This is a genomic window from Gorillibacterium sp. sgz306347, assembly GCF_059735245.1.
The window spans coordinates 1-20,126 of the sequence record NZ_JCAPET010000031.1 but is presented as its reverse complement, the minus strand read 5'-3'; the positions used below and the strand labels follow the sequence as shown (position 1 = coordinate 20,126).

The window sequence follows — 20,126 nt, the reverse complement described above, 5'->3', positions numbered from 1 at the left end:
TTTGTTATGCTTCGCTCCGGTGGAGGTCGGAGGCCAGGGTCACCCGGTTTTTGCCGGCACGCTTCGAGGCGTACAACGCTTCGTCCGCGAGCCGGATCGCCTCTGTCGGTTCGGCGCTGTCGGTGGGCCAGAGGGCGGCCCCGATGCTGCAGCCGATCGAGAGCATCCGGTCCTCGATCCGGTAAGGCTGGCTCAGTGCAAACAGAATCCGTTCGCCCGCCAGCCGGGCTTCACGCTTGCTCGCGCCCGGCGTCGTCCGGAGCACCACCACGAATTCGTCTCCGCCGATCCGCGCCGCCAGGTCATGCTCGAGGATGCAAGAATTCAGCCGGCGCGCGGTTTGCTCCAGCAGCCGGTCGCCGGCCGCATGGCCGAGGCTGTCGTTGATGCCTTTGAAGCCGTCGAGGTCGAGGTACAAAATGGCGAGGTGGTGACGCCGCCCGGCTCGTCCCTTCTGCTGGCTCGCCTCGCTCAGGAACTGGTCCAGCGCGATCCGGTTGGCCAGTCCGGTCAACCTGTCGTGCAGCGCCAGGTCGGCCATTTCCCCGAGCTTCGATTCGGTAAGGCTCAGGTTGTCCACCAGATTGCGGAGCGACGAAGACAGCAGCTTCATTTCCCGGATGTGGGAGAACGAAGGGAGGTGGACTTTTTCGCCCAGCCGGAGCCGGTCTGCGGCCCGCGCAAGAAGCCGAAGCGGACGAGAAATCCAGCCCGCCGCAAGCGCCCCGATGACGGCAAAAAGGAGCGAAATCGCCGAGCCGCTGGCGATGATGGTGGTCCGCAGCCGCTGCACCGACGCGAACGCCGTTTCCACCGGCTGGCGCACCAGGATGGTCCAGCCCAAGCCCGGGTAAGCTTCATAGCCGTGCGATTGAATATAGCCGGTCAGGTAGGCTTTGCCGTCGGGATAGGTTTCCGTCATCCAGTCGTTGCCTCCGCTTCGGGCGCGCCGGATGCTCTCCATGCGCAGGGGCTTGTAAAGCAGGTCCTTCGGGCCCAGCAGCACGGTGTCTTCCTTTTGGCTGACGATGAGCACCTCGGTTTGTCCGCCTTTATCCTGAAGGGGCTTCAGCAGCGACTTTTCGACCTCGCGGGACCACTCCCAGCTGAGATGCGCGGCAAATACGCCGGCCAGGCTGCCGTCTTTGTTCCGCATCGGCAGGCTGATGTCAACGAACTGGAGCGGCTCGCCGCTCGGATTCGGCAGGAGTTTGGCCAGCAAAACGGCTTCGTGCACGTCTCCGATAAACGGTTTATGCAAAGCTTCGGTGTAAACGGGACGGGCCGAGATATCCTGCCCGGTCAGAATGCCGCCCGTGGAAGCGGCCACAACGCCCTGCGCATCCAGCAGACCGATCCAGGTGAATGCCGGAATGGAGCGGTTGATGTTCTCGAGAAAGCTACGCCTGTCCCGCAGCGGAACTTCGGGAGCCTGTTCCAGCTGCCGGGCAAAAATTTTCGCTTCTTCGTTGCGGGCCCACATGAAATGATCCAGCTTGTCCGACATGTGATAGGATAACTGGGATAAGGAGTCGCCAATGGAGGTTTCCACCTGCCGGGCCGATTCCCGGCCGACGATGCCGGTCAGAATGGCGGTCAGCAGAAAAGTGAAGGAGGCCAAAAGCAAAGCGAAGATGGAACGCAGGGTGAGGGGCATGATGTCTCTCCAGGTAAGTTAGTCTGAGCCTATTATACCTTCGTTCGAAGGCCCCCAAGAGGACCGAACGGCCTATTTGCTCCGGCTTTTTGCGGTTTTCCTTTCCGCGCAAAGTGAGCTACAATGATAGAATCACCTTTTGGAGGAGGAATACCCTTTGTCGCTGCCGATGATGAGCCCGGAATGGGACCCGTGGGACCCGATCCTATCCTTGAAGCGGCACGGTCGGCACGTGCTGACCAGCGTGGAGATGACGGTTACGAATTTATGCAACATGCGCTGCGAGCACTGCGCGGTAGGCGATGCATTAACCATGAAGGAAGAGGCCAAACTGCCGCTTGCCGGCATTTTGCGGCGTCTGGACGAAGTGGAGCACCTGGAGACAATCAGCCTGACCGGGGGAGAGCCGTCCTTCAGCGAGACGACGGTTCGGGAAACGATCGTGCCTCTGCTAAAATATGCGCGGGAACGCGGCGTACGGACACAGCTGAATTCGAACCTGACCCTCGGCCTGGAGCGGTACGAGCTGATGGCGCCGTATCTGGACGTCATGCACATTACCTTTAACTATACAGGGCCGGAGGATTTTCACGCGGTCGGCTTTGCGCATACGGGCCGGACGACCAGCCGCGAGACGGCGGACCGGCTGTACGGGCGGATGCTGGACAACGCGCGCAAGCTGAGCGAAGGCGGACTGTTTGTTTCCGCCGAGACGATGATCAACTACCGGACGCACGACCGGATGCCGGACATTCACCGCCTCGTGACGGAGATCGGCTGCAAACGGCATGAGGTTCATCCCATGTACCCGAGCGCGTTTGCCGCGAGCCTTCCCCAGCTGCCGCTGGATCAGCTTCGCGCGTCGATCCACCGGCTGCTGGACGCCCGCCAGCCGGAGCTTTGGATGCTGTTCGGCACGCTGCCGTTTTTTGCTTGCGGCGACGCCAAGGAAGACTTGCGTCTGATCCGCAGGCTGGCCGGCGAGCCGAACGTGACGGTCCGCAACGACCCGGACGGGCGCAACCGGCTGAACGTCAGTCTGTTTACGGGCGATGTGCGGGTGACGGATTTCGCCGACGTTCCGCCGCTCGGCAACATCCGGACGGACCGGCTTGACGATGTGTTCGGGCGCTGGCTGGACCATCCGCTTGCCCGGTCGGTAAGCTGCCACTGTCCGCAGGCGGCCTGCTGCGGCCCCAATTTGCTCGTATCCCGGATGTACTACCCGGACACGGATTTTACGAAGCGGTCGGCTCCAGCCGCCGCACCCGATTCAGTTCTTGCGAATCGGGGGTAAAAGAAACCATCTTTCTTTCCATTGAGTACGCAAGGAGAATGGTGCATGAGCATACATTTACAGTGGGGAAAAATCGGACTGAATCTGTTTCTGGTCCTGATTCTGGTCGGAATCAACGCTTTTTTTGTGGCTGCGGAATTCGCGCTGGTCAAGATCCGGCAGACAAGGCTGCAAGAGCTGGCCGGCGAAGGCCGCGCCAACGCCAAGCATGCGCTGGCGGTGACAAGCCGGCTGGACTATTACCTCTCCGCTTCGCAGCTCGGAATTACGCTGGCTTCGCTCGGCATCGGCTATGTCGGGGAGCCGGCGATCGCCGAGCTGATTTTCGAGCCGCTTCTTGCGGCCGTACATATCGAGAACTCGACGCTGGCCCATGTGCTCTCGTTCCTGCTGACCTTTGCCACCATTACCTTTCTTCATATCGTGCTTGGCGAGCAGGCCCCCAAAAACCTGGCCATTCAGCGGGCCGAAGGAACGTCGCTTTGGGTATCCGGCATTCTGGTCGCGTTCACGCGAATCTTCAAGCCGTTTATCTGGGTGCTGAACGCGGCGTCCAACCGCGTGCTGAAGCTGATCGGCGTCCGGCAGGCGTCGGAGCATGAAGCGCATACGGAGGAGGAAATCCGTATCCTGCTCGGGCAAAGCGCCAAAAGCGGGCACATTAACAAGGACGAGCTGAGATTGTTTGACAACATTTTCGAGTTCTCGGACCGGGTTGCCCGGGAAGTGATGCTGCCCCGCACCGACATGGAGTGCCTGTACACCGATCTTCCCATGGAGGAAAACCTGAAGATTGTGTACGAAACCAAGCATACCCGCTATCCCGTGGCGGTCGAAGAGAAGGACCGCATCATCGGATTTGCGCACATCACCGATATTTTGACGGCCCCGCCTGAAAAGCTGGCGCAGCTGCGCAACTTCATCCGCCCGGTGCTGACCGTGCCGGAATCGATGGAGCTGAGCCGGGTGCTCCAGCTGATGCAAAAACGGCATTCGCAGCTTGCCATAGTGGTCGACGAATACGGCGGAACTGCGGGAATGCTGACGGCGGAAGGGATTCTGGAGGAAATCGTCGGCGACATTCAGGATGAATTCGATCTGGACGAGCGCCCCGAGATCGAGCGGCTGGAGGGCCGGCTGTCCGTTGACGGCCGGGTGCTCCTGGAGGAGCTGGAGCATGTAATCGGCCTGGCGATCGACGATGAGGATGTCGATTCCATCGGCGGCTGGCTCTTCAAGATGCTCGAAGGCATTCCGGCGCCCGGCATGCGGTTCGAATATGCAAACCGCTTGTTCGAGGTGGAGGAGACCGACCGGTTCCGGATCATGCGGGTGACGATCTACGATCCGCCCGCCGCGCAAGAGGCCGCTTCCGAGAGCGACTAAGCGTCTCAAGGAAAGCGGAAAAGCCGAACGTTACGATACCCCTGCCAAAGGAGTCCTGCCATGTCTATGAAAACGGTCGTTATGGGTTTGGTCGCCGCGCTGGCGCTTTACGCGGTTTTCCATTACGGAGCGCCGTTCCTCGCCGCTCTTCTGGTTGCGATTCTGCTCGAGCCCCTGGTGCGGATGATCATGAAATACAACCGGGTTTCACGCAAGGTGGCGTCAACGCTCGTTTGTATTTTATTCACCCTTCTCCTGTTCCTTCTGATTTACGGGGTCGGCAACAAAATCGTAAACGAAGCGGTGGATTTCGCCAAGACCGTGGATATGGACGAGGTCATCAATCAGGTGACGGATACCTCCGAAGGCATTCTCAATTCGTTTTCGCCCGCGCTCTCGGCGTCCATCCGCGAGGGGCTGGGCACCGTGATGCGGTCTTTGACGGGCGCTTTATCGGGACTCTCCACTTATGTCCTCTCCCTGGCCGCCACGATTCCAAATTTCTTTTTGTCGTCCATCGTGTTTCTGCTCGCCCTGTTCCTGATCTCGATGACCCTGCCCGAGCTGAAGAAGGCGTTCCTCTCCTTATTTGAGGAAACGACGGCCGCCAAGATGGATTCCGTCCTGATTACGCTGCGCAAGGCGATTAACGGGTTTATCGTGGCGCAGCTGATCATGAGCCTCATCATGTTCGTGCTGCTTCTGGCCGGTTTCCTGATCCTGAATACGGGATACGAGCTGGCGCTGGCTTTCCTGGTCACGGTGGTCGACGTGTTTCCGATTCTCGGCACCGGCTCGGTGCTGATTCCGTGGGCGGTGTACGAGCTTGTTACCGGGAACAGCTTTATGGGCATCGGCCTGATTATCGTCTACATCGTAACGCTGGTCACCCGGCGGGTGGTAGAGCCGAAGGTCATTGGCAACGCCATCGGCATCGGGGCTCTCCCGGCGCTCGTCAGCCTGTTCGTCGGCCTCAAGCTGATCGGCATCGCGGGTCTTTTCCTGGGCCCGCTTGTGGTGATCATCATCAAGTCCATGCGGGCGGTCGGCCTGCTGAACATCAGAATCAAGATCGATTGAACGGCCTTTCTGCCAACGCGGATTGGCATGCGAAAGAACCTTCATCTGCCGCCGAAGCGGAGTTGAAGGTTCTTTGTTGTATATGCGGGCAGATATCGTCGCTTCAGAACACCTTTTGGGCTTCTCGTTCCGTCTTGAGAATTTCCACCGCTTCGCGGAACCGCTGGGAATGCACGATTTCTCTTTCGCGCAAAAACTTCAATCCATCCTGAAGATCGGGGTCGTCCGTCATGTCGATGAGCCATTGATACGTCGCCCGGGCCTTTTCTTCGGCGGCGATATCCTCGTACAGATCGGTGATCGGGTCGCCTTTTGCCTGTATGTACGTCGCCGTCCACGGGACGCCTGCGGCGTTTTCGTAAAAAAGCGCTTTGTCGTGATTGACGTAATACGGATCGAGACCAGCCGCCTTGATTTGTTCAGGCGTTGCATCTTTCATCAGCTTATACACCATCGTGGCAATCATCTCCAGATGGGCGAATTCTTCTGTTCCGATGTCGTTCAGGACGCCAATAACCTTGGTCGGAATAGTATACCGCTGATTCAGATAACGCAGCGCTGCGGCCAGTTCGCCGTCCGCCCCTCCGTATTGCTCCAGAAGCAGCTTCGCCATGCGCGGGTCGCATTTGCTTACCCGGACCGGATACTGCAGCTTTTTCTCATAAATCCACATGTTGACCTGATTCCTCCCTTCTTTTACGGGCGGTCTAGACCTGCCACGGCCACGGAGCTTCCGCCCAGTCCCACGGCTCCCGGCTCGGATCATGCCCAAACTGCATAAGCGGCCCATATGCCGCCACATATCTTGCGGCCAGCTCCGCTCGCTGCGTGGCGAACTGATTGAACTGGCGGATGGCTGCGGCATCCAGCGGATGGGTGTCCAGGTACAGGGTCAGCTCGACCAAAACGAAGTCCACCGCCTGGAGCTCCTCCAGCAGCCGGTAATATTGGGCGTCGTATTGCTTAGCCATGCGATTTTCCCTCCTTGCCGGAAAACGGCGGGTACGGACTGTACAGACAAGGCCAAAGTGTTCCGGCACGGAGCGCGGTATGCGGGTCGAATTGCGGCAAATTCATCGGCTGAAATCCCAGATAAAGCTGCGGCGGCGTGTTGTAGACTTTGACCCGGATCGGGGGGCAAGGGTCGAACGGTCCGATGTACGGCTCATAAGCGCGGTATTGGACACTACTCACGGCATAAGCCTCCTTTACATTTGCTGGGCGTGCTATTTCTACCTTATGACGCGGCGGCGGATTCTTTCCGGTTTGCGCAAAAAAAGCTTCTTTCAGGGCTTTATTGAATGTGCATAAAAGGCTGGAAATGTTGGAAACTTATCCTTACTGCATCTGCGCCAAAGGGGACTTTAACTATGTTTGAGCTATTGAAAAAGATGCTTTCGTCCGGACGGAATGAAAAAGCCAAGAAAAAGCGTCAAGAGGAAGAAGCCGGGCGGAAGAACGGCGGTCAGGACGGCCGGCTTGGCGCCGGGCTCCCGGACACGGCGGATTTTTTGCGTGCAACGCTCGGCCAAAGCTCCGATTTTCTTTTTCGGGAAGTGGGGGAATCGTCCAGTGCGGCCGTCTGCTTCTTTAAAGGGATGGTGGATGCCAAACTGCTGTCCGAGCTGTTAAACGCCTTGGTAAAAATGACCACGGATGTGCCAAAGGAGCCCAATTTGTCCGAGCGGCTGATGGAACGGCTTCCTTTCGCGCTGGTGAGCTACGTGGATACGGAATCGGCCCTTTTAAAGGAAATTTTGGATGGGCAGGTTATCATATTGCTGACCGGAACGCAGGGCGCTTTTGTCGTTACCCTGCAAGGCAGCGAACAGAGAGCAATCGAAGAGCCCTCTTCGCAGACGGTTATTCGGGGGCCGAAGGAAGGCTTTACGGAAAATATCGGGACCAACATCGCCCTGCTGCGGCGCAGGGTCAAGGCGCCCAAGCTTCGGATCGAAACGCAAACCATCGGGCGGCTGACCAAAACGGAAGTGTCGCTTGCCTACCTGGACGGAATCGCGAAGCCCGAGGTGCTCCAGGAAATCAAATCCCGGCTCAAGGCGATCGAAACGGACAGCATTCTGGAGAGCGGCTATCTGGAAGACTTTCTGCGGGACAAAGGCTATACCCCGTTTCCGACGCTCTTTAACACCGAACGGCCGGATGCGGTGGCTTCCGGCATTTTGGAGGGTAATGTTGCCATCTTTGTGGACGGCACACCGTTCGTGCTGTTGGCGCCGGTGACCTTTTTCAAATTTCTTTTTTCGAGCGAAGACTACTACCAGGCGTATGACATTTCCACCTTTTTGCGGCTGGTCCGGATCCTTTCCTTGTTGTCGGCGACCTTCCTGCCGTCCCTCTTTATTGCGGTTACGTCCTTTCACCAGGAGATGCTGCCGACGACGCTGCTTATCAGTTTGACTGCGCAGCGGGAGGGAACGCCGCTTCCGGCCGTGCTGGAGGCGCTTATCATGGAGTTTACCTTTGAAGTCATCCGGGAAGCGGGGGTCCGCATGCCGAGGGCCATCGGCCCGGCTATTTCGATTGTGGGCGCCTTGGTGCTCGGGCAGGCGGCCGTTCAAGCCGGGCTTGTTTCGGCGGCGATGGTCATTGTGGTTTCCTTCACCGCCATTTCCAACTTCGTCATCCCCGCCATCAATATGGCCGCCGCCATTCGCCTTCTGCGGTTTGTCTTCATGATCCTGGCGGGAACTCTCGGGTTGTTTGGCGTGCTTGGGGGCATCATTCCCGTTCTGGTCCACCTCATCGCCCTGCGCAGCTTTGGCGTTCCTTATCTGACGCCGCTGGTTCCCTTCGACAAATCCGCCTTCCGCGATTTTGTCTATCGGGCGCCTTGGACCAAAATGGGGAAGCGTCCCATCACCATGGCGGCCGACAACCGGACGCGGCAGGGGGGCGGAACGGGAAGCGGGCAGGGAAGGAAAAAACCGAAATCCTAGAAACGAAGGGAGCAGCGGGCGAATGGGGAAATGGAAGCGGGTCGTACCAGCCGTCGTTTTGGGCCTCCTGGTGACCGGGTGCTGGAACCGTACCGAATTGAATGAGCTCGGGATTGCGTCGGGAACCGGTTTTGACCTGGAGGAGGGGAATTGGGCCGTCACCTATCAGGTCATCGTGCCCTCGGCCATGTCTTCGGGGACCGGCTCCGTTTCCTCGGGAGGTTCACAGCCGGCGGTGCATGTCTACACGACCAAAGCCAAAACGATTTTTGAAGCAAACAACCTGAGCAACCTGGAGTTTCCCCGCCGATTGTTTGTCGCCCATAACAACGTAGCGATCATTAGCGAAGAGGTGGGGCGTAAGGGCATCGGCGAAATCATCGATGTGTACTTGCGGCAGCCGGAAGCCAGGGAAACGGTTCAGCTGCTGGTGACCGAAGGGACCGCAACGGATATCCTGAACAAGCTGCTGCCGCCGGAAAAAATTCCGGGCGTCAGCATCGCCGATATTTTGCGGCAAGAGCACCGGAATACCTCCAAGCTTCCGAATGTGAACATTCATGATTTTGCCCTTCATCTGAGCTCCGACAGCGGTTTTATTGTGCTGCCGGTGATTGCCGTCGCGGGAGACGAATTGGCAGGCGAGCCCAAGCAGCTTGAGTCCCAGGACATCAACAAAGAAACCTCGCCTTCTTTTAAACTGCGGCTGACCAAGCTTGCCGTGTTCCAGAAGGAAAAGCTGATCGGCTGGATGAGCCTGAAGGAGGGGCTGGGGTTGTCCTGGATCAGAGGGGATGTGAAAGAAACAGCTTTGTCCTTTCCAGGCGGCAGCGATGGATTCTACTCCTCCGCGCGTGTCATGAGGGCGTCCACCAAGCTAATTCCCAGAAAGAACGGGGACCGCTACGGGCTCCGGATTCAGGTAAACGCCAAAGTCGTGTTGACGGAAGCGACCGGAAAAGGCGACCTGTCCAAGGAGAAGGAAATCCAGGTGCTGGAACGGTCCATTGCCAATACCATCAAGGCCGATATCGAAAAAACCTTGGACTACATCCAAAATCAGAAGGCGGACATTGCCGGTTTCGCCGATGTCTTCCACCGCAAGTTTCCGCGCGACTGGCGCCGAATCAAAAACAGTTGGCAAGATCAGCTAAGCCGCATGGATATCGATGTGGAGGTAAAGGCGACCATCAAGCGGCCGGGCCTGATCATGAGATCGATCGAGAGTATGACGCAGGAGAAATGAAGCCGACGGAGGCCGGAAAGGAGCAGCGCCGCAATGAAAAATGTGCCGATTCGGGTTTCCTATCTGGTTTTGACGCTGATTATCTTTGAAATCGGAAGCACCACCCTGTTTTTACTTGGAGCAAAAGCGGGAAGAGATGCCTGGCTTTCCATGCTGATCGGCGCGGCTGCCGGTTTTTTGCCCCTGTTGATGTACCTGTTCATCCATCGGCTGGACCCGGAAAAGAACCTGTTCGAGCTTTTCCGGCATTATTGGGGGAAGGCGCTGGGCAGCCTGGCCGGTCTGGCCTTTGCCGCTTATTTTCTTTTGGAGGCTTCCCGCAATCTCCGGGACTTCGGCGATCTCACCAGCCTGACGGTTTTAAGCCGAACACCGATTATGATGATCATGTTCATCGTCATCGTTGTAATTGGAAACACCATGAGATACGGGGCGGAAAACATGATTTTGACGATCGTCAGCATGCTCCCGCCGATGATGTTGGGTTATGTCATCCTGCTCGGCTTTTTGGCCGCAACCAATCTGGTTCACTGGGAATTTTTTTTTCCGGTTTTGGAAAACGGCATAAAGCCCGTGTTTGACGCGGCGATTCCGGAGCTGTTGTCCTTCCCGTTCAGCCAAACCGTCCTTTTCCTGGTGTTTTTCTCAATGGCAGAGCCCAAGCGAAACCTCGCCAGATCAGTTATGCTCGCCTATGCGGGCATCGGGCTGTTTCTTACCGTGATAAATGAAATCAGCGTGCTTGTACTAGGGCCCAAGCTTGCGGCCAACAGCACCTATCCGATCCTGGAGGTGGTTCAGCTGATCCAGGTCACACGGGTGTTCCAGCGCTCGGATGCGCTGTTTGTTATGATTTTGTTTTTGGGGCTTGGGAGCAAGCTCTGTCTGTTTTATATGGGTGCTTTGATCGGCTTGCGGCAGGTCACGGGGCTGCGGGTTAAGGTTTGGATCCTCCCGATCGGAGCGATCATTTACACGGCCGCCTTGTTCCCGCCGACATATACCGAGTTCGTTACCTTGGGACTGGGCTTTCTGGTTACGCGTGTTTACCCGGTGTTTCAGCTTCTTCTGCCCGCGCTGCTGCTGCTTGTCATGCTGCTCAGAAGGAAGAAAAAAGGACCAAAGACCGTCTCCGGTTCACCCGGCGCAGGTTAAATGCAGACGAAGGTAACGGTTTTTCCGAATTATTGTCTGATTTTTCTAAAAATAAGAGCCGAGTTCCTTTTCTCGAGAGGAGAGAACCGCTATAGTGAAAGGTAGACCCTCACTTATTACTTGATGGATGGGAATGTTCCCCTTGAAAAGAAAAGGCATGACCCTTCGCCTGGTCATCATTATCCTGATCGGTTCGTTTGTGCTGCTTGCGGTCGGCTTCAGCCAGGCCATAGCGTACAAGGCAAACCGGAGCTCCTTGATCGAAAGCTACCTGATTAACAATTACCAGTATGCGCAGAAGCTGAAAGCCAACACCCAGGAGCTGGTCGGCTCGATGTCGAGCAACGTGGCTTCGATCGCATCCGTCGCCGGACGGGACGAGCCGATGACCAGCACCGAATTCTGGGATTTGTATGCGCAGAACGACGAAAATTTCAATTCCATGGTTCGGGTGGACGAAAACCGGGTTGTCCGCAGCATCGCGCCTTCCGGAACCGGCATCCGCGTTGGAGACCGGCTCGTTTCCAAAGCCGCGCTGGACGCGATGGAAGCGAAACGCCCGACGATCTCCCCGCCGTTTGTGACCACGACCGGCCGGCTGATCATTTTGATTACCGCCCCCGTGTTTGGCAGCTCGGGCGAATACAGGGGTTACGTGGGCGGAACGATTTATTTGCAGGAAGCAAATGCCTTGAACCGGCTGCTGGAGAAGCATTTTTTCGGAAACGGCTCTTACGTGTATGTCGTGGATTCGCTGGGGCGGAACATCTTTCACCGCGACCGCGACCGGGTCGGCGAGGATGTCACGCGGAACGCCGTCGTAGCCGAATTGTTGGCGGGCCGAAGCGGCTATCAAAGCGTGGTCAATACAAAAGGTGAGGCTTATTTTGCCGGATACGCCTATGACAGCCAGAATAAATGGGGCATTGTCGCCCAAACGCCGACGTCGATCATCAACGGTCCGCTCGGCCGGCTTCGCACTCAGCTGCTCTGGCAAGCGGCGGCTTTTATGGGACTGGCTCTATTGGCGGGCTGGCTGGTGGCTTTCTGGATCGGCCAGCCGCTTCTGGCGCTGGCCGAATATGCCGACCGGTCGACGCTGAACCGTCCCGGCAAACAGGTTCCGCTGCGCCGCCTCCGGTGGAAAACATATGAGACCAAGGTGCTTTATCAAAGCTTTGAGGCCGCGGTAAAGCACAACGAGAGCTTTATGCGGCAGCTGCATCAGCATGCTTATCATGACGGTCTTACGGGACTGAAAAACCGCCGGTCGTTTAATGAAACGATGGCCGATCTGGCCCGGGAAACGCGCGTCTGCTCCCTGATTCTGCTGGACGTCGACCGGTTCAAGCAGGTGAACGACCGGTTCGGGCATCAGCAGGGCGATCAGGTGCTGCAGTTTGTGGCCCAGCTCATCCAAAAGGAAGCGGACGAAATGGAGCTGTATTTCCGTTACGGCGGAGAGGAATTCGCCTGCATCGCAGTGGATGCGGGTCCCGACGAAGCGAGAGGGATTGCGGAACGGCTGCGTCGGGGAATCGAAGCGGCCGAAGCCCCGGAGGGCATCCGTATCACCGTATCGCTGGGAGCGGCCTGTTATCCGGCGCACGGCTCTCTCGACGAAGTGCTTGCCCGGGCGGACGAAGCCTTGTACGAATCCAAACGCGCCGGGCGCAACCGCACGACCGTTTACGGCGACCCGCCTGATTTCTCTCCGGGTGAGCGGGGCGGGATGTAGTCCCTGCGCTCCGCCGGACTCGCCGGACCTTGCCATGAAGGCTTGTCCGGACATCGGGGAAAAGGAAGGCACACAAAAAAGGCTTGGCGCAGCCAAGCCTTTTTTGCAGGGGAGCGGTTAGCGGTGGTGTTTTTTGATCTTCTTGACCACGATCAGAGCTTTCACCAGAATAACCTTCGGTTTTCTACGGCTCATGGAATCCAACCCCCTTCAACAAGATAGTATAATATATGGATCGCTCGCTTCGGCCGTATGGGTCGTTCGAGCAAGGCAAAGGCCGTATTTTTGGCGGGATGGTGGATATTGCGGGCAAAGGTCCTTTTTCCCGGTTGCAAAAGGTCAAGGCGTCCATGCTATAATTTTGAAAGGCACCGGGGGAGGCATGCGGCAATGATCCGGTTTTACAGGAACTATTTTCAGAACAACCTGTTCATCAAAATTATTTTGCTTTTTTCGGCGATTACCATTGCCACGGTCAGCGCCATTTCCGTCTTCATGTACCGCAGCATGGCGGATTCCGTGGTGCAGCGGGAGCTGGACAATCAGAAGAGCGCAATCGAAAGCGTGCACGCTTATTTGGGAAACCGCTATCAATATACGCAGGATCTTGTTTTGGATATTTACCGTGACGAAGAGCTGGCGGGGAACGTTTCCGCTTTTTTGCAAAATTCCTATACGGATTACGTCCGAAACCGCCTGGACCGGTACTTCAACGGCCTCAACACTTCTTCTTCGGACCTCATGATGTACTTCCGCCGCAAAATCGATGCCGAGCCGTCTCTCCGGCATCTGCTCCTGTACAGCACCGAGCAGCAGTATTTATACGATCTCTCCCGCAACAACCGGCTGACGCTCGTTCCGGCGAACGCCGCCCACTCCTTCATCCCCGACGCGATGAACCGGGAAGACAAGACGCTGGCCCTGCCGAACGTCTGGATCACGCGCGCCATCCGCGAAACCGACGCCCGTTTTTATTCGTTTCAAGTGCCGGTCACCAACAAGCAGACGCTGAAGCCGATCGGCCGCCTTGCCGTCTATTTCGACGCGGACGCGATCTGGGACGTTCTTGGCGGGTACCGGAAGGAGCTGATGGGCGACCTCGTGGTTCTGAACGAAAACGGGGACGTGGTCTTCGATTCGGCGGGCCGCTATTATAACCGGGAATACCCGTATGCCGACGAGGTGCTGAATTCGTACGCCTCCGAAAGGGCCGTGAACAACCGGTACATCACTAAGCTGTCCAACAACCCGGGCGGGTTTACGGTGGCGAGCATTGTGCCGAAAGAAGAGCTGGCCAAGAAATACCGGGGCATCCGCAACACCATCGGAATATTGGCCGGTCTGTGCATCGCGGTAGCCATCGTGATCCCTGCGCTGTTTATCATGAATTTCGCCAAACGGGCGAACGGCATCATCCGGTTTACCCGCAAGGTGAAGAGCGGAGACCTGACCGTGCGCATTGAAGACAAGAGGGAAGACGAGCTGGGGCAGATCGCCAAGAGCTTTAACGACATGCTGGAGGAATTGAACCATTATGTCGACAAGGTGCTCAAGGTAGAGCTGAGCGAAAAACGGATGGAGCTGACCGCGCTGCAGGCGAGGGTCAATCCGCATTTTCTCTACAATACGCTTGAGGTTATCCGCATGCGGGCGGTTTCCCAGGGAGCGGAGGATGTCGGGGAGATGATCTACAGCCTCTCCGCCCTGTTCCGAAGCTTTGTCCATCAAAAGCCGGTTTACCGGCTGCAGGATGAACTGGAGGCTTGCAGGCTGTACCTGGAGCTGTTCCGCATCCGGTATAAAGACAAGTTCCGCTATGAAATCGACTGCCCGCCGGAGCTTGCCCGGATAACGGTGATGAAGCTGTCGCTGCAGCCGATTGTAGAGAATTACATCGTCCACGGCTTGCAGCGGGACCAGACCGATAACCGGGTGGTGATCCGCGTGGAGCGGACAGAGGAAGGCATCCGGGCCGTAGTGGCGGATAACGGAGCCGGCTTTGCTCCGGAACGGCTGGAGCAGGTGCGGGATTCGATCCACCGGCCGGAAGACGGCCGCGAATCCTTCGGACTGCGCAGCATTCAGGAACGTTTCCGGCTGCTGTACGGGGCGCCTTACGGGCTTTCCGTGGAAAGCCGGCCGGGGGAAGGGACCGCCGTGACGGTGCTGTTCCCCGACATCGCAGAGGAGGCGCAACATGTACAAGATCTTTCAGGTTGACGACGAGCCCTTCATTCTCGAAGGGCTGTATGATTTGATCGACTGGTCCGCGTTTGGGCTGGAGATCGTCGGACAGGCGGCCAACGGCGCCGCCGCGCTGGCGGCCCTGGAAAAGACGCCGGTGGACATTCTCATGACGGACATTTCCATGCCGCAGATGAACGGCCTGGAGCTGATCGCGGAGGCACGGAAGCTGAATCCCGACCTCAAGGTCATCATTCTGAGCGGCTACAACGAATTCGATTACCTGAAGGCGGGACTCAAGCTCGGCATTGAGAATTACCTGCTAAAGCCGATCAATATTACCGAGCTCAAGGCAACGCTGCGGACGGCGGTCGAAAAGCTGGAGGAAGGCCGGACGGAACGGATGCTGCAGGCGTACGGAACCGAGGTGCTGAAAGAAAACACGCTGCACCGCTACCTGACCGGACGCATCCAGCCCAAAGAATTCAGCGAGCGCGCCGAGCTGCTCGGCCTCGACCTGACGCATCCGTATGTGCTGGCGGCGATATTGCGGCCCGACCGCCAGACGTCCGGAGCAAAGCAGGCGCTGGAGAAGGAGCTGGCGGCCGGTCCTGCGGCAGCGTATTATCAGGACCCGGACGGGAGCTTCGTGCTGATCCTGTCCTTCCGCGACCCTTTGGAGGGGCGGCGGAAGGCGGTGGAGGCGCTGGAGGCGTTCGCCGGCCGATTATCCGGCTTCACGCCTGTCCGGATCGGGCTTGGCGGCGCGGTCCGCAACCCGGGGGAAGCCCCAAGAAGCTACTCGGAAGCAAGGAAAGCGCAGGAATACTTCGTTCTGTACCCCGAAAAGCGGGTGCTGGCGTACGATGAGCTTCCGGCTGAAAAGGAGCTGAGGCTGGAGGAGCCTTTCGAATGGGAGGACTACGCAAAGCTGATTTTGGCCAAGGACCGCGAGGGGCTGAAAGCGAAGCTGGCGGCCCTGTTCGACGGCTTTCCCGCGGCGGAAGGCGTGTCCGTCCAGCAGGAAAGGGTCCGCGGCATCGCCCTTGAGCTGGTCATCCGCTTCAAAATGGAGCTGCAGGCGATCAAACGGGCCGAGGAGCCGGAGCTATTCCGCAGCTGCTTCGACCGGGTGAGAGCGGCGCCGGATGCCTATGCCATGCGGGAAGCCTTGCTCGAGGCGGCGGATATGGCAGTGGAGTCGCTAGAAACCGACGTCAAAAGCCCGGTGATCCAGCAGGTTTTGAATCATATTCACGAGGCTTACAACACCGACCTGTCGCTGAAACAGCTTGGGGGAGAGTACAACATTCACCCTGTCTATCTGGGCCAGCTGTTCCATCGCGAAACGCGGGAGACGTTCAACGACTACATGAACCGGTACCGCATCGAGAAATCCAAGGAGCTGCTCCGCACCACGAATCTGAAGGTTCATGAAATCGCCAAGATGGTCGGGTACTGGGAAACGGGATACTTTTACCGCCAGTTCAAAAAATATGTAGGGATCACGCCTACCGATTTTAAAGGGATGCTTTAGCGGATATCCGCTGGCGTCCTTTGTCTTTAATTTGTGCATGACATATTTAATTTGTCGTCTATTTGTAACCTTGTTTCACAATTATAGTAGAGGAAGATTCAGCGAAACCGATTACAAACGAGAATGCTTCTGCCTCATGTCCGGTTTCGTGACACAATTTAGGGGAGGTTTATGAATGCACACCAAGAGAAAGCGTTTTACTGTTACAGGTCTGCTGCTCATGTGTCTCGTCCTTGTACTGACGGCGTGCGGCGGCGGAAGCAGCTCCGAAAGCTCCGCCAGTCCTTCGGCATCCGCTGCAGCGGGAACCGACAACGGCGGCGCGGCCAGCGGCGAACCGGTTAACCTGATCTGGTATACGGTCGGCGCTCCGCAAAAAGACCTTGAACTGGTCACGGAAGAAATCAACAAGTACACGGCTGAAAAAATCGGCGTGACGGTTGACATCAAGATGATCGACTACGGCGATTACACGCAGAAAATGCAAGTCATGGTCGCTTCCGGCGAACCGATGGACATTATGTTCACCTGCTCCTGGGCATTCGACTACATCCAAAACGCCCGCAAAGGCGCCTTCTACGAGCTGGACGAACTGCTGAAAAACGAAGGAAAAGACATCGTTGCGGCAATCGACCCGGCCTTCCTGGAAGGAAGCAAGCTGAACGGCCACAACTACGGCATTCCGGCCAACAAAGAGCTGCCGGCGCAAGAAGTATGGCGCTTCAACAAAACGCTGGTTGACAAATACAACCTTGACATTTCGGGCGTGCGCTCGCTGGAAAGCCTGGAGCCGCTCCTGAAGACGATCAAGGAAAACGAGCCGAACGTTACGCCGTTCGCCATCGTCCGCGATCACATGCCGCTGGTCGAATACGACTACATCATGCAAAGCGATCCGCTCGCCGTCAAAGTCGGCGACGGCGATTACAAAGTCGTCAACATCCTGGAAACGCCTGAAATGAAGCAAGCGCTCCAAACGATGCACAAGTACTACAAAGCGGGTTACATCGCTCCCGAAGCGGCGAACACCTCTTCGAACGACGACCTGATGAAATCCGGCAACTGGTTTGTCGACCGCGCCTCCACGCAGCCGCTGGCCGATAACCTCTGGTCCACCAGCCTTGGCTACCCGATCGTTTCGACGCCGGCCGGCGACCCGTACATCTTCAACTGGTCGGTTATGGGCTCGCTGCAAGCGATCTCCGCGAACTCCGAGCATCCGAAGGAAGCGATGAAGTTCCTGAACCTGCTGAACACGGACCCGTACCTCCGCAACCTGGTTGACTCCGGGATCGAAGGCACGCACTACGAAAAGATCAGCGACAACATGATCAAAAACCTGCCCGAGTCGAAGAACTATGACATGCCTTCCTTCTCGCTTGGCAACATCATGATCAACTACCTGAACGAAGGCGACCCGGAAAACAAATGGGACGAATTCAAGAAGTTTAACGAATCCGGCAAAGAAGCGCCGCTGCTTGGCTTCCACTTCGACACGACGAACGTCACGAATGAAGTTGCAGCTATGCAGAACGCCAAAGCCGAGTTCTGGGCTCCTCTGATGACGGGTACCGTCAACCCCGACGAATACCTGCCGCAAGCGATCGAGAAGCTGAAAGCGGCCGGTCTTGACACGCTGATCGCCGAAGCGCAGAAGCAAGTCGACGCATGGAGAGAAGCTAACGGCAAGTAAGTTCGCATCTTTCAGCGCATCCGTCGAACCCGGCGGGTGCGCTTTTCACTGGCACCCCTTCCCCGACGGGCCGCCGGAAATCCCGGCGGCGGGGCGGGAGCAGCCGCATACCGATCAGGATGAACGGCGATTGATAAATGGCACCGTCCGGCGATGGACGGTTCCGTTTATCCTCGCCGTTCCCATAAAGGAGGTCCACAGTGAGCAAAGTCAGCGGGTTTTTTAAAGATCTCAACAAAAACAAGGCACTGCTTTTCATGGTCCTGCCGGGAGCCCTCTGGTTTATCATTTTCTCGTACTTGCCCATGTTCGGGGCCGTTATCGCGTTCAAGCAATACCGGTTCAACAAGGATGGCTTCTGGGCGAGCATCGTCAACAGCAAATGGGTCGGATTCGACAACTTTGAGTTCCTGTTCAAGACAGACGCCGCGTACATCATTACGCGGAACACCATCCTTTATAACTTTGTAAGCATCATTCTCGGCACCCTGCTGTCCATTGTGATGGCGATCGTGCTGCACGAAATCGTCAACAAAAAGCTGGCGAAGGCCTATCAGACCGGCATGTTCCTGCCGTACTTTCTGTCCTGGGTTATCGTCGGATATTTTACGTTCAGCTTCCTGAGCCGCGACCGCGGTCTCTTGAACCAAATTCTGGAGACATTTGGCGTTGATCCGATCTCCTGGTATTCCGAACCCAAATACTGGCCGTTCATTATCGTGTTCGTCGGCTTGTGGAAATCGGTCGGCTACAACAGCGTCGTCTACCTGGCCTCCATCACGGGCTTTGACAAATCCCTGTACGAAGCGGCCATGATCGACGGAGCCAACAAATGGCAGCAAATCCGCAACATCACGCTTCCGCTCTTGCGCCCGCTGATCACCATTTTGACACTCTTGGCCATCGGGAAAATTTTCTACGCGGACTTCGGTCTGTTCTATCAGGTTCCCCGCGACTCCGGCACCCTGTATTCGGTGACCAACGTTATCGACACCTACGTCTACCGCGGCCTGAAGACAACCGGCGAAATCGGCATGAGCACCGCAGCCGGGCTTTACCAGTCCGTCGTCGGCTTTATTCTGGTTATCACGTCCAACGCCCTCGTGCGCAAATACGACCGGGATAACGCGCTGTTTTAACAGCTGCCCGGCTATCTCGGAAAGGAGCGATTGCTTTGCGCAAAGCCAAAATGCGGGACTTTCATCAACTGAGCCCGACCTGGAACGTGCTGTTCAACATCTTTGCCGGCCTTTTTGCCTTTATGTGCGTATTTCCGTTCGCATTCGTCGTCATCATTTCCTTTACCAATGAGAAGGTGCTGGCGACGGACGGCTACCGCCTGATCCCCCGGGAGTGGAGCCTCGAAGGCTACAAATACGTGTTTCAGACCGGCGACGCCCTGCTGCGCGCTTACGGGGTAACCATTGCCGTAACCGTCATCGGGACGCTCATCAGCCTTGCCGTCATTTCACTGTACTCGTACGCCATTTCCCGCAAGGCATTCAAATACAGAGGGTTCTTTTCCTTCCTCGCCTTCTTCACGATGCTGTTTAACGGCGGTCTGGTTCCGACCTACATCGTCGTGACCCGCCTGCTTCACATGAAGGACACCATCTGGGCGCTGATCCTGCCCATGGCGGTCGGGGCGTTTTACATTATGATTTTGCGGACGTTCTACAATTCCAGCGTACCGGACGCGATTATCGAATCCGGGAAGATCGACGGCGCCGGCGAATTCGGCATTTTCTTCCGGCTCGTGCTCCCGCTCTCCCTGCCCGGTCTTGCCACCATCGGCCTTTTCAGCACGCTGGGGTACTGGAACGACTGGTTCAACGCGCTGCTGTACATCGACGATCCGAAGCTGGTTCCGCTGCAATCCATGCTGATGCGGATCGAGACCAGCATGCAGTTTATTATGCAGAACGCCGCCAACAGCCCGCTCGGCTTCGGCGCCATGCAGAACATGCCGCAGGACACCGCCCGGATGGCGATGGTCGTGCTGGCGACCGGTCCGATTATCTTCGCTTACCCGTTCTTCCAGCGTTACTTCATTCAAGGCCTGACCATCGGCGCCGTAAAAGAGTGAGTGAGATCGAGAAACCATACTGGCCGCGCGCCAACCTGGCGGAGCGGATAAGCGGGAACTAACAACGCGCGTGCGAAGCCGGGCCGGAGGGGATTTGGAACTGAAGG

The 20,126-nt window shown here is 57.1% G+C and carries 16 protein-coding genes; 12 read left to right on the top strand and 4 right to left on the bottom strand.

Annotated elements, in window-relative coordinates; all coding sequences use genetic code 11:
* Positions 1 to 4: 4 nt before the first annotated feature.
* A complete protein-coding gene (locus tag AC6I6H_RS16090; protein WP_497954972.1) occupies positions 5 to 1,657 on the bottom strand; it encodes a sensor domain-containing diguanylate cyclase in 1,653 nt (550 codons plus the stop codon).
* A 169-nt stretch (positions 1,658 to 1,826) separates the two neighbouring features.
* Between AC6I6H_RS16090 and yfkAB the strand changes: the two genes are divergently transcribed.
* Genes yfkAB through ytvI form a run of 3 tightly spaced genes read left to right on the top strand, consistent with a single transcriptional unit; the run spans position 1,827 to position 5,420 of the window.
* Entirely contained in the window at positions 1,827 to 2,954 is a 1,128-nt protein-coding gene (yfkAB, locus tag AC6I6H_RS16085) for a radical SAM/CxCxxxxC motif protein YfkAB (RefSeq protein WP_497955011.1), read from the top strand.
* A gap of 45 nt (positions 2,955 to 2,999) precedes the next feature.
* Complete coding sequence (locus tag AC6I6H_RS16080) at positions 3,000 to 4,340, top strand: hemolysin family protein (RefSeq protein WP_497954971.1); 1,341 nt, start codon at positions 3,000 to 3,002, stop codon at positions 4,338 to 4,340.
* Between the two features lie 60 nt (positions 4,341 to 4,400).
* Positions 4,401 to 5,420 (top strand): sporulation integral membrane protein YtvI, encoded by a 1,020-nt coding sequence (gene ytvI, locus AC6I6H_RS16075; RefSeq protein WP_497954970.1) that lies wholly within the window; start codon positions 4,401 to 4,403, stop codon positions 5,418 to 5,420.
* 103 nt (positions 5,421 to 5,523) lie between these two features.
* On the opposite strand, the gene AC6I6H_RS16070 is transcribed toward ytvI, so the two are convergent.
* Genes AC6I6H_RS16070 through AC6I6H_RS16060 form a run of 3 tightly spaced genes read right to left on the bottom strand, consistent with a single transcriptional unit; the run spans position 5,524 to position 6,614 of the window.
* Positions 5,524 to 6,093, bottom strand: coding sequence for a manganese catalase family protein (locus tag AC6I6H_RS16070; protein ID WP_497954969.1), 570 nt, complete (start codon positions 6,091 to 6,093; stop codon positions 5,524 to 5,526).
* A gap of 34 nt (positions 6,094 to 6,127) precedes the next feature.
* Positions 6,128 to 6,391, bottom strand: a complete 264-nt coding sequence (locus AC6I6H_RS16065; protein ID WP_497954968.1) for a spore coat protein CotJB — start codon at positions 6,389 to 6,391, stop codon at positions 6,128 to 6,130.
* Positions 6,384 to 6,614 (bottom strand): spore coat associated protein CotJA, encoded by a 231-nt coding sequence (locus tag AC6I6H_RS16060; RefSeq protein WP_497954967.1) that lies wholly within the window; start codon positions 6,612 to 6,614, stop codon positions 6,384 to 6,386. The genes AC6I6H_RS16065 and AC6I6H_RS16060 overlap by 8 nt, the downstream gene beginning before the upstream one ends.
* A 176-nt stretch (positions 6,615 to 6,790) precedes the next feature.
* Here AC6I6H_RS16060 and AC6I6H_RS16055 point away from each other — a divergent pair, with 176 nt between their 5' ends.
* From AC6I6H_RS16055 to AC6I6H_RS16015, 9 genes are all read left to right on the top strand, one after another.
* Entirely contained in the window at positions 6,791 to 8,380 is a 1,590-nt protein-coding gene (locus AC6I6H_RS16055; protein ID WP_497954966.1) for a spore germination protein, read from the top strand.
* A 22-nt stretch (positions 8,381 to 8,402) separates the two neighbouring features.
* Positions 8,403 to 9,626 carry a Ger(x)C family spore germination protein gene (locus tag AC6I6H_RS16050; protein ID WP_497954965.1) on the top strand — a complete coding sequence of 408 codons (1,224 nt, stop codon included), beginning with the start codon at positions 8,403 to 8,405 and terminating at the stop codon, positions 9,624 to 9,626.
* Between the two features lie 33 nt (positions 9,627 to 9,659).
* On the top strand, positions 9,660 to 10,781 hold the full coding sequence (locus tag AC6I6H_RS16045) for a GerAB/ArcD/ProY family transporter (RefSeq protein ID WP_497954964.1): 1,122 nt from the start codon (positions 9,660 to 9,662) through the stop codon (positions 10,779 to 10,781).
* Positions 10,782 to 10,923: 142 nt separating this feature from the next.
* Entirely contained in the window at positions 10,924 to 12,519 is a 1,596-nt protein-coding gene (locus tag AC6I6H_RS16040) for a sensor domain-containing diguanylate cyclase (RefSeq protein ID WP_497954963.1), read from the top strand.
* Between the two features lie 390 nt (positions 12,520 to 12,909).
* Positions 12,910 to 14,739 carry a sensor histidine kinase gene (locus tag AC6I6H_RS16035; protein WP_497954962.1) on the top strand — a complete coding sequence of 610 codons (1,830 nt, stop codon included), beginning with the start codon at positions 12,910 to 12,912 and terminating at the stop codon, positions 14,737 to 14,739.
* On the top strand, positions 14,717 to 16,240 hold the full coding sequence (locus AC6I6H_RS16030; protein WP_497954961.1) for a response regulator transcription factor: 1,524 nt from the start codon (positions 14,717 to 14,719) through the stop codon (positions 16,238 to 16,240). The genes AC6I6H_RS16035 and AC6I6H_RS16030 overlap by 23 nt, the downstream gene beginning before the upstream one ends.
* A 175-nt stretch (positions 16,241 to 16,415) precedes the next feature.
* Complete coding sequence (locus tag AC6I6H_RS16025; protein WP_497954960.1) at positions 16,416 to 17,933, top strand: ABC transporter substrate-binding protein; 1,518 nt, start codon at positions 16,416 to 16,418, stop codon at positions 17,931 to 17,933.
* Positions 17,934 to 18,190: 257 nt separating this feature from the next.
* A complete protein-coding gene (locus AC6I6H_RS16020; protein ID WP_497955010.1) occupies positions 18,191 to 19,072 on the top strand; it encodes an ABC transporter permease in 882 nt (293 codons plus the stop codon).
* A 50-nt stretch (positions 19,073 to 19,122) separates the two neighbouring features.
* Positions 19,123 to 20,019, top strand: a complete 897-nt coding sequence (locus AC6I6H_RS16015; RefSeq protein ID WP_497955009.1) for a carbohydrate ABC transporter permease — start codon at positions 19,123 to 19,125, stop codon at positions 20,017 to 20,019.
* The last annotated feature ends 107 nt before the right edge of the window (positions 20,020 to 20,126 follow it).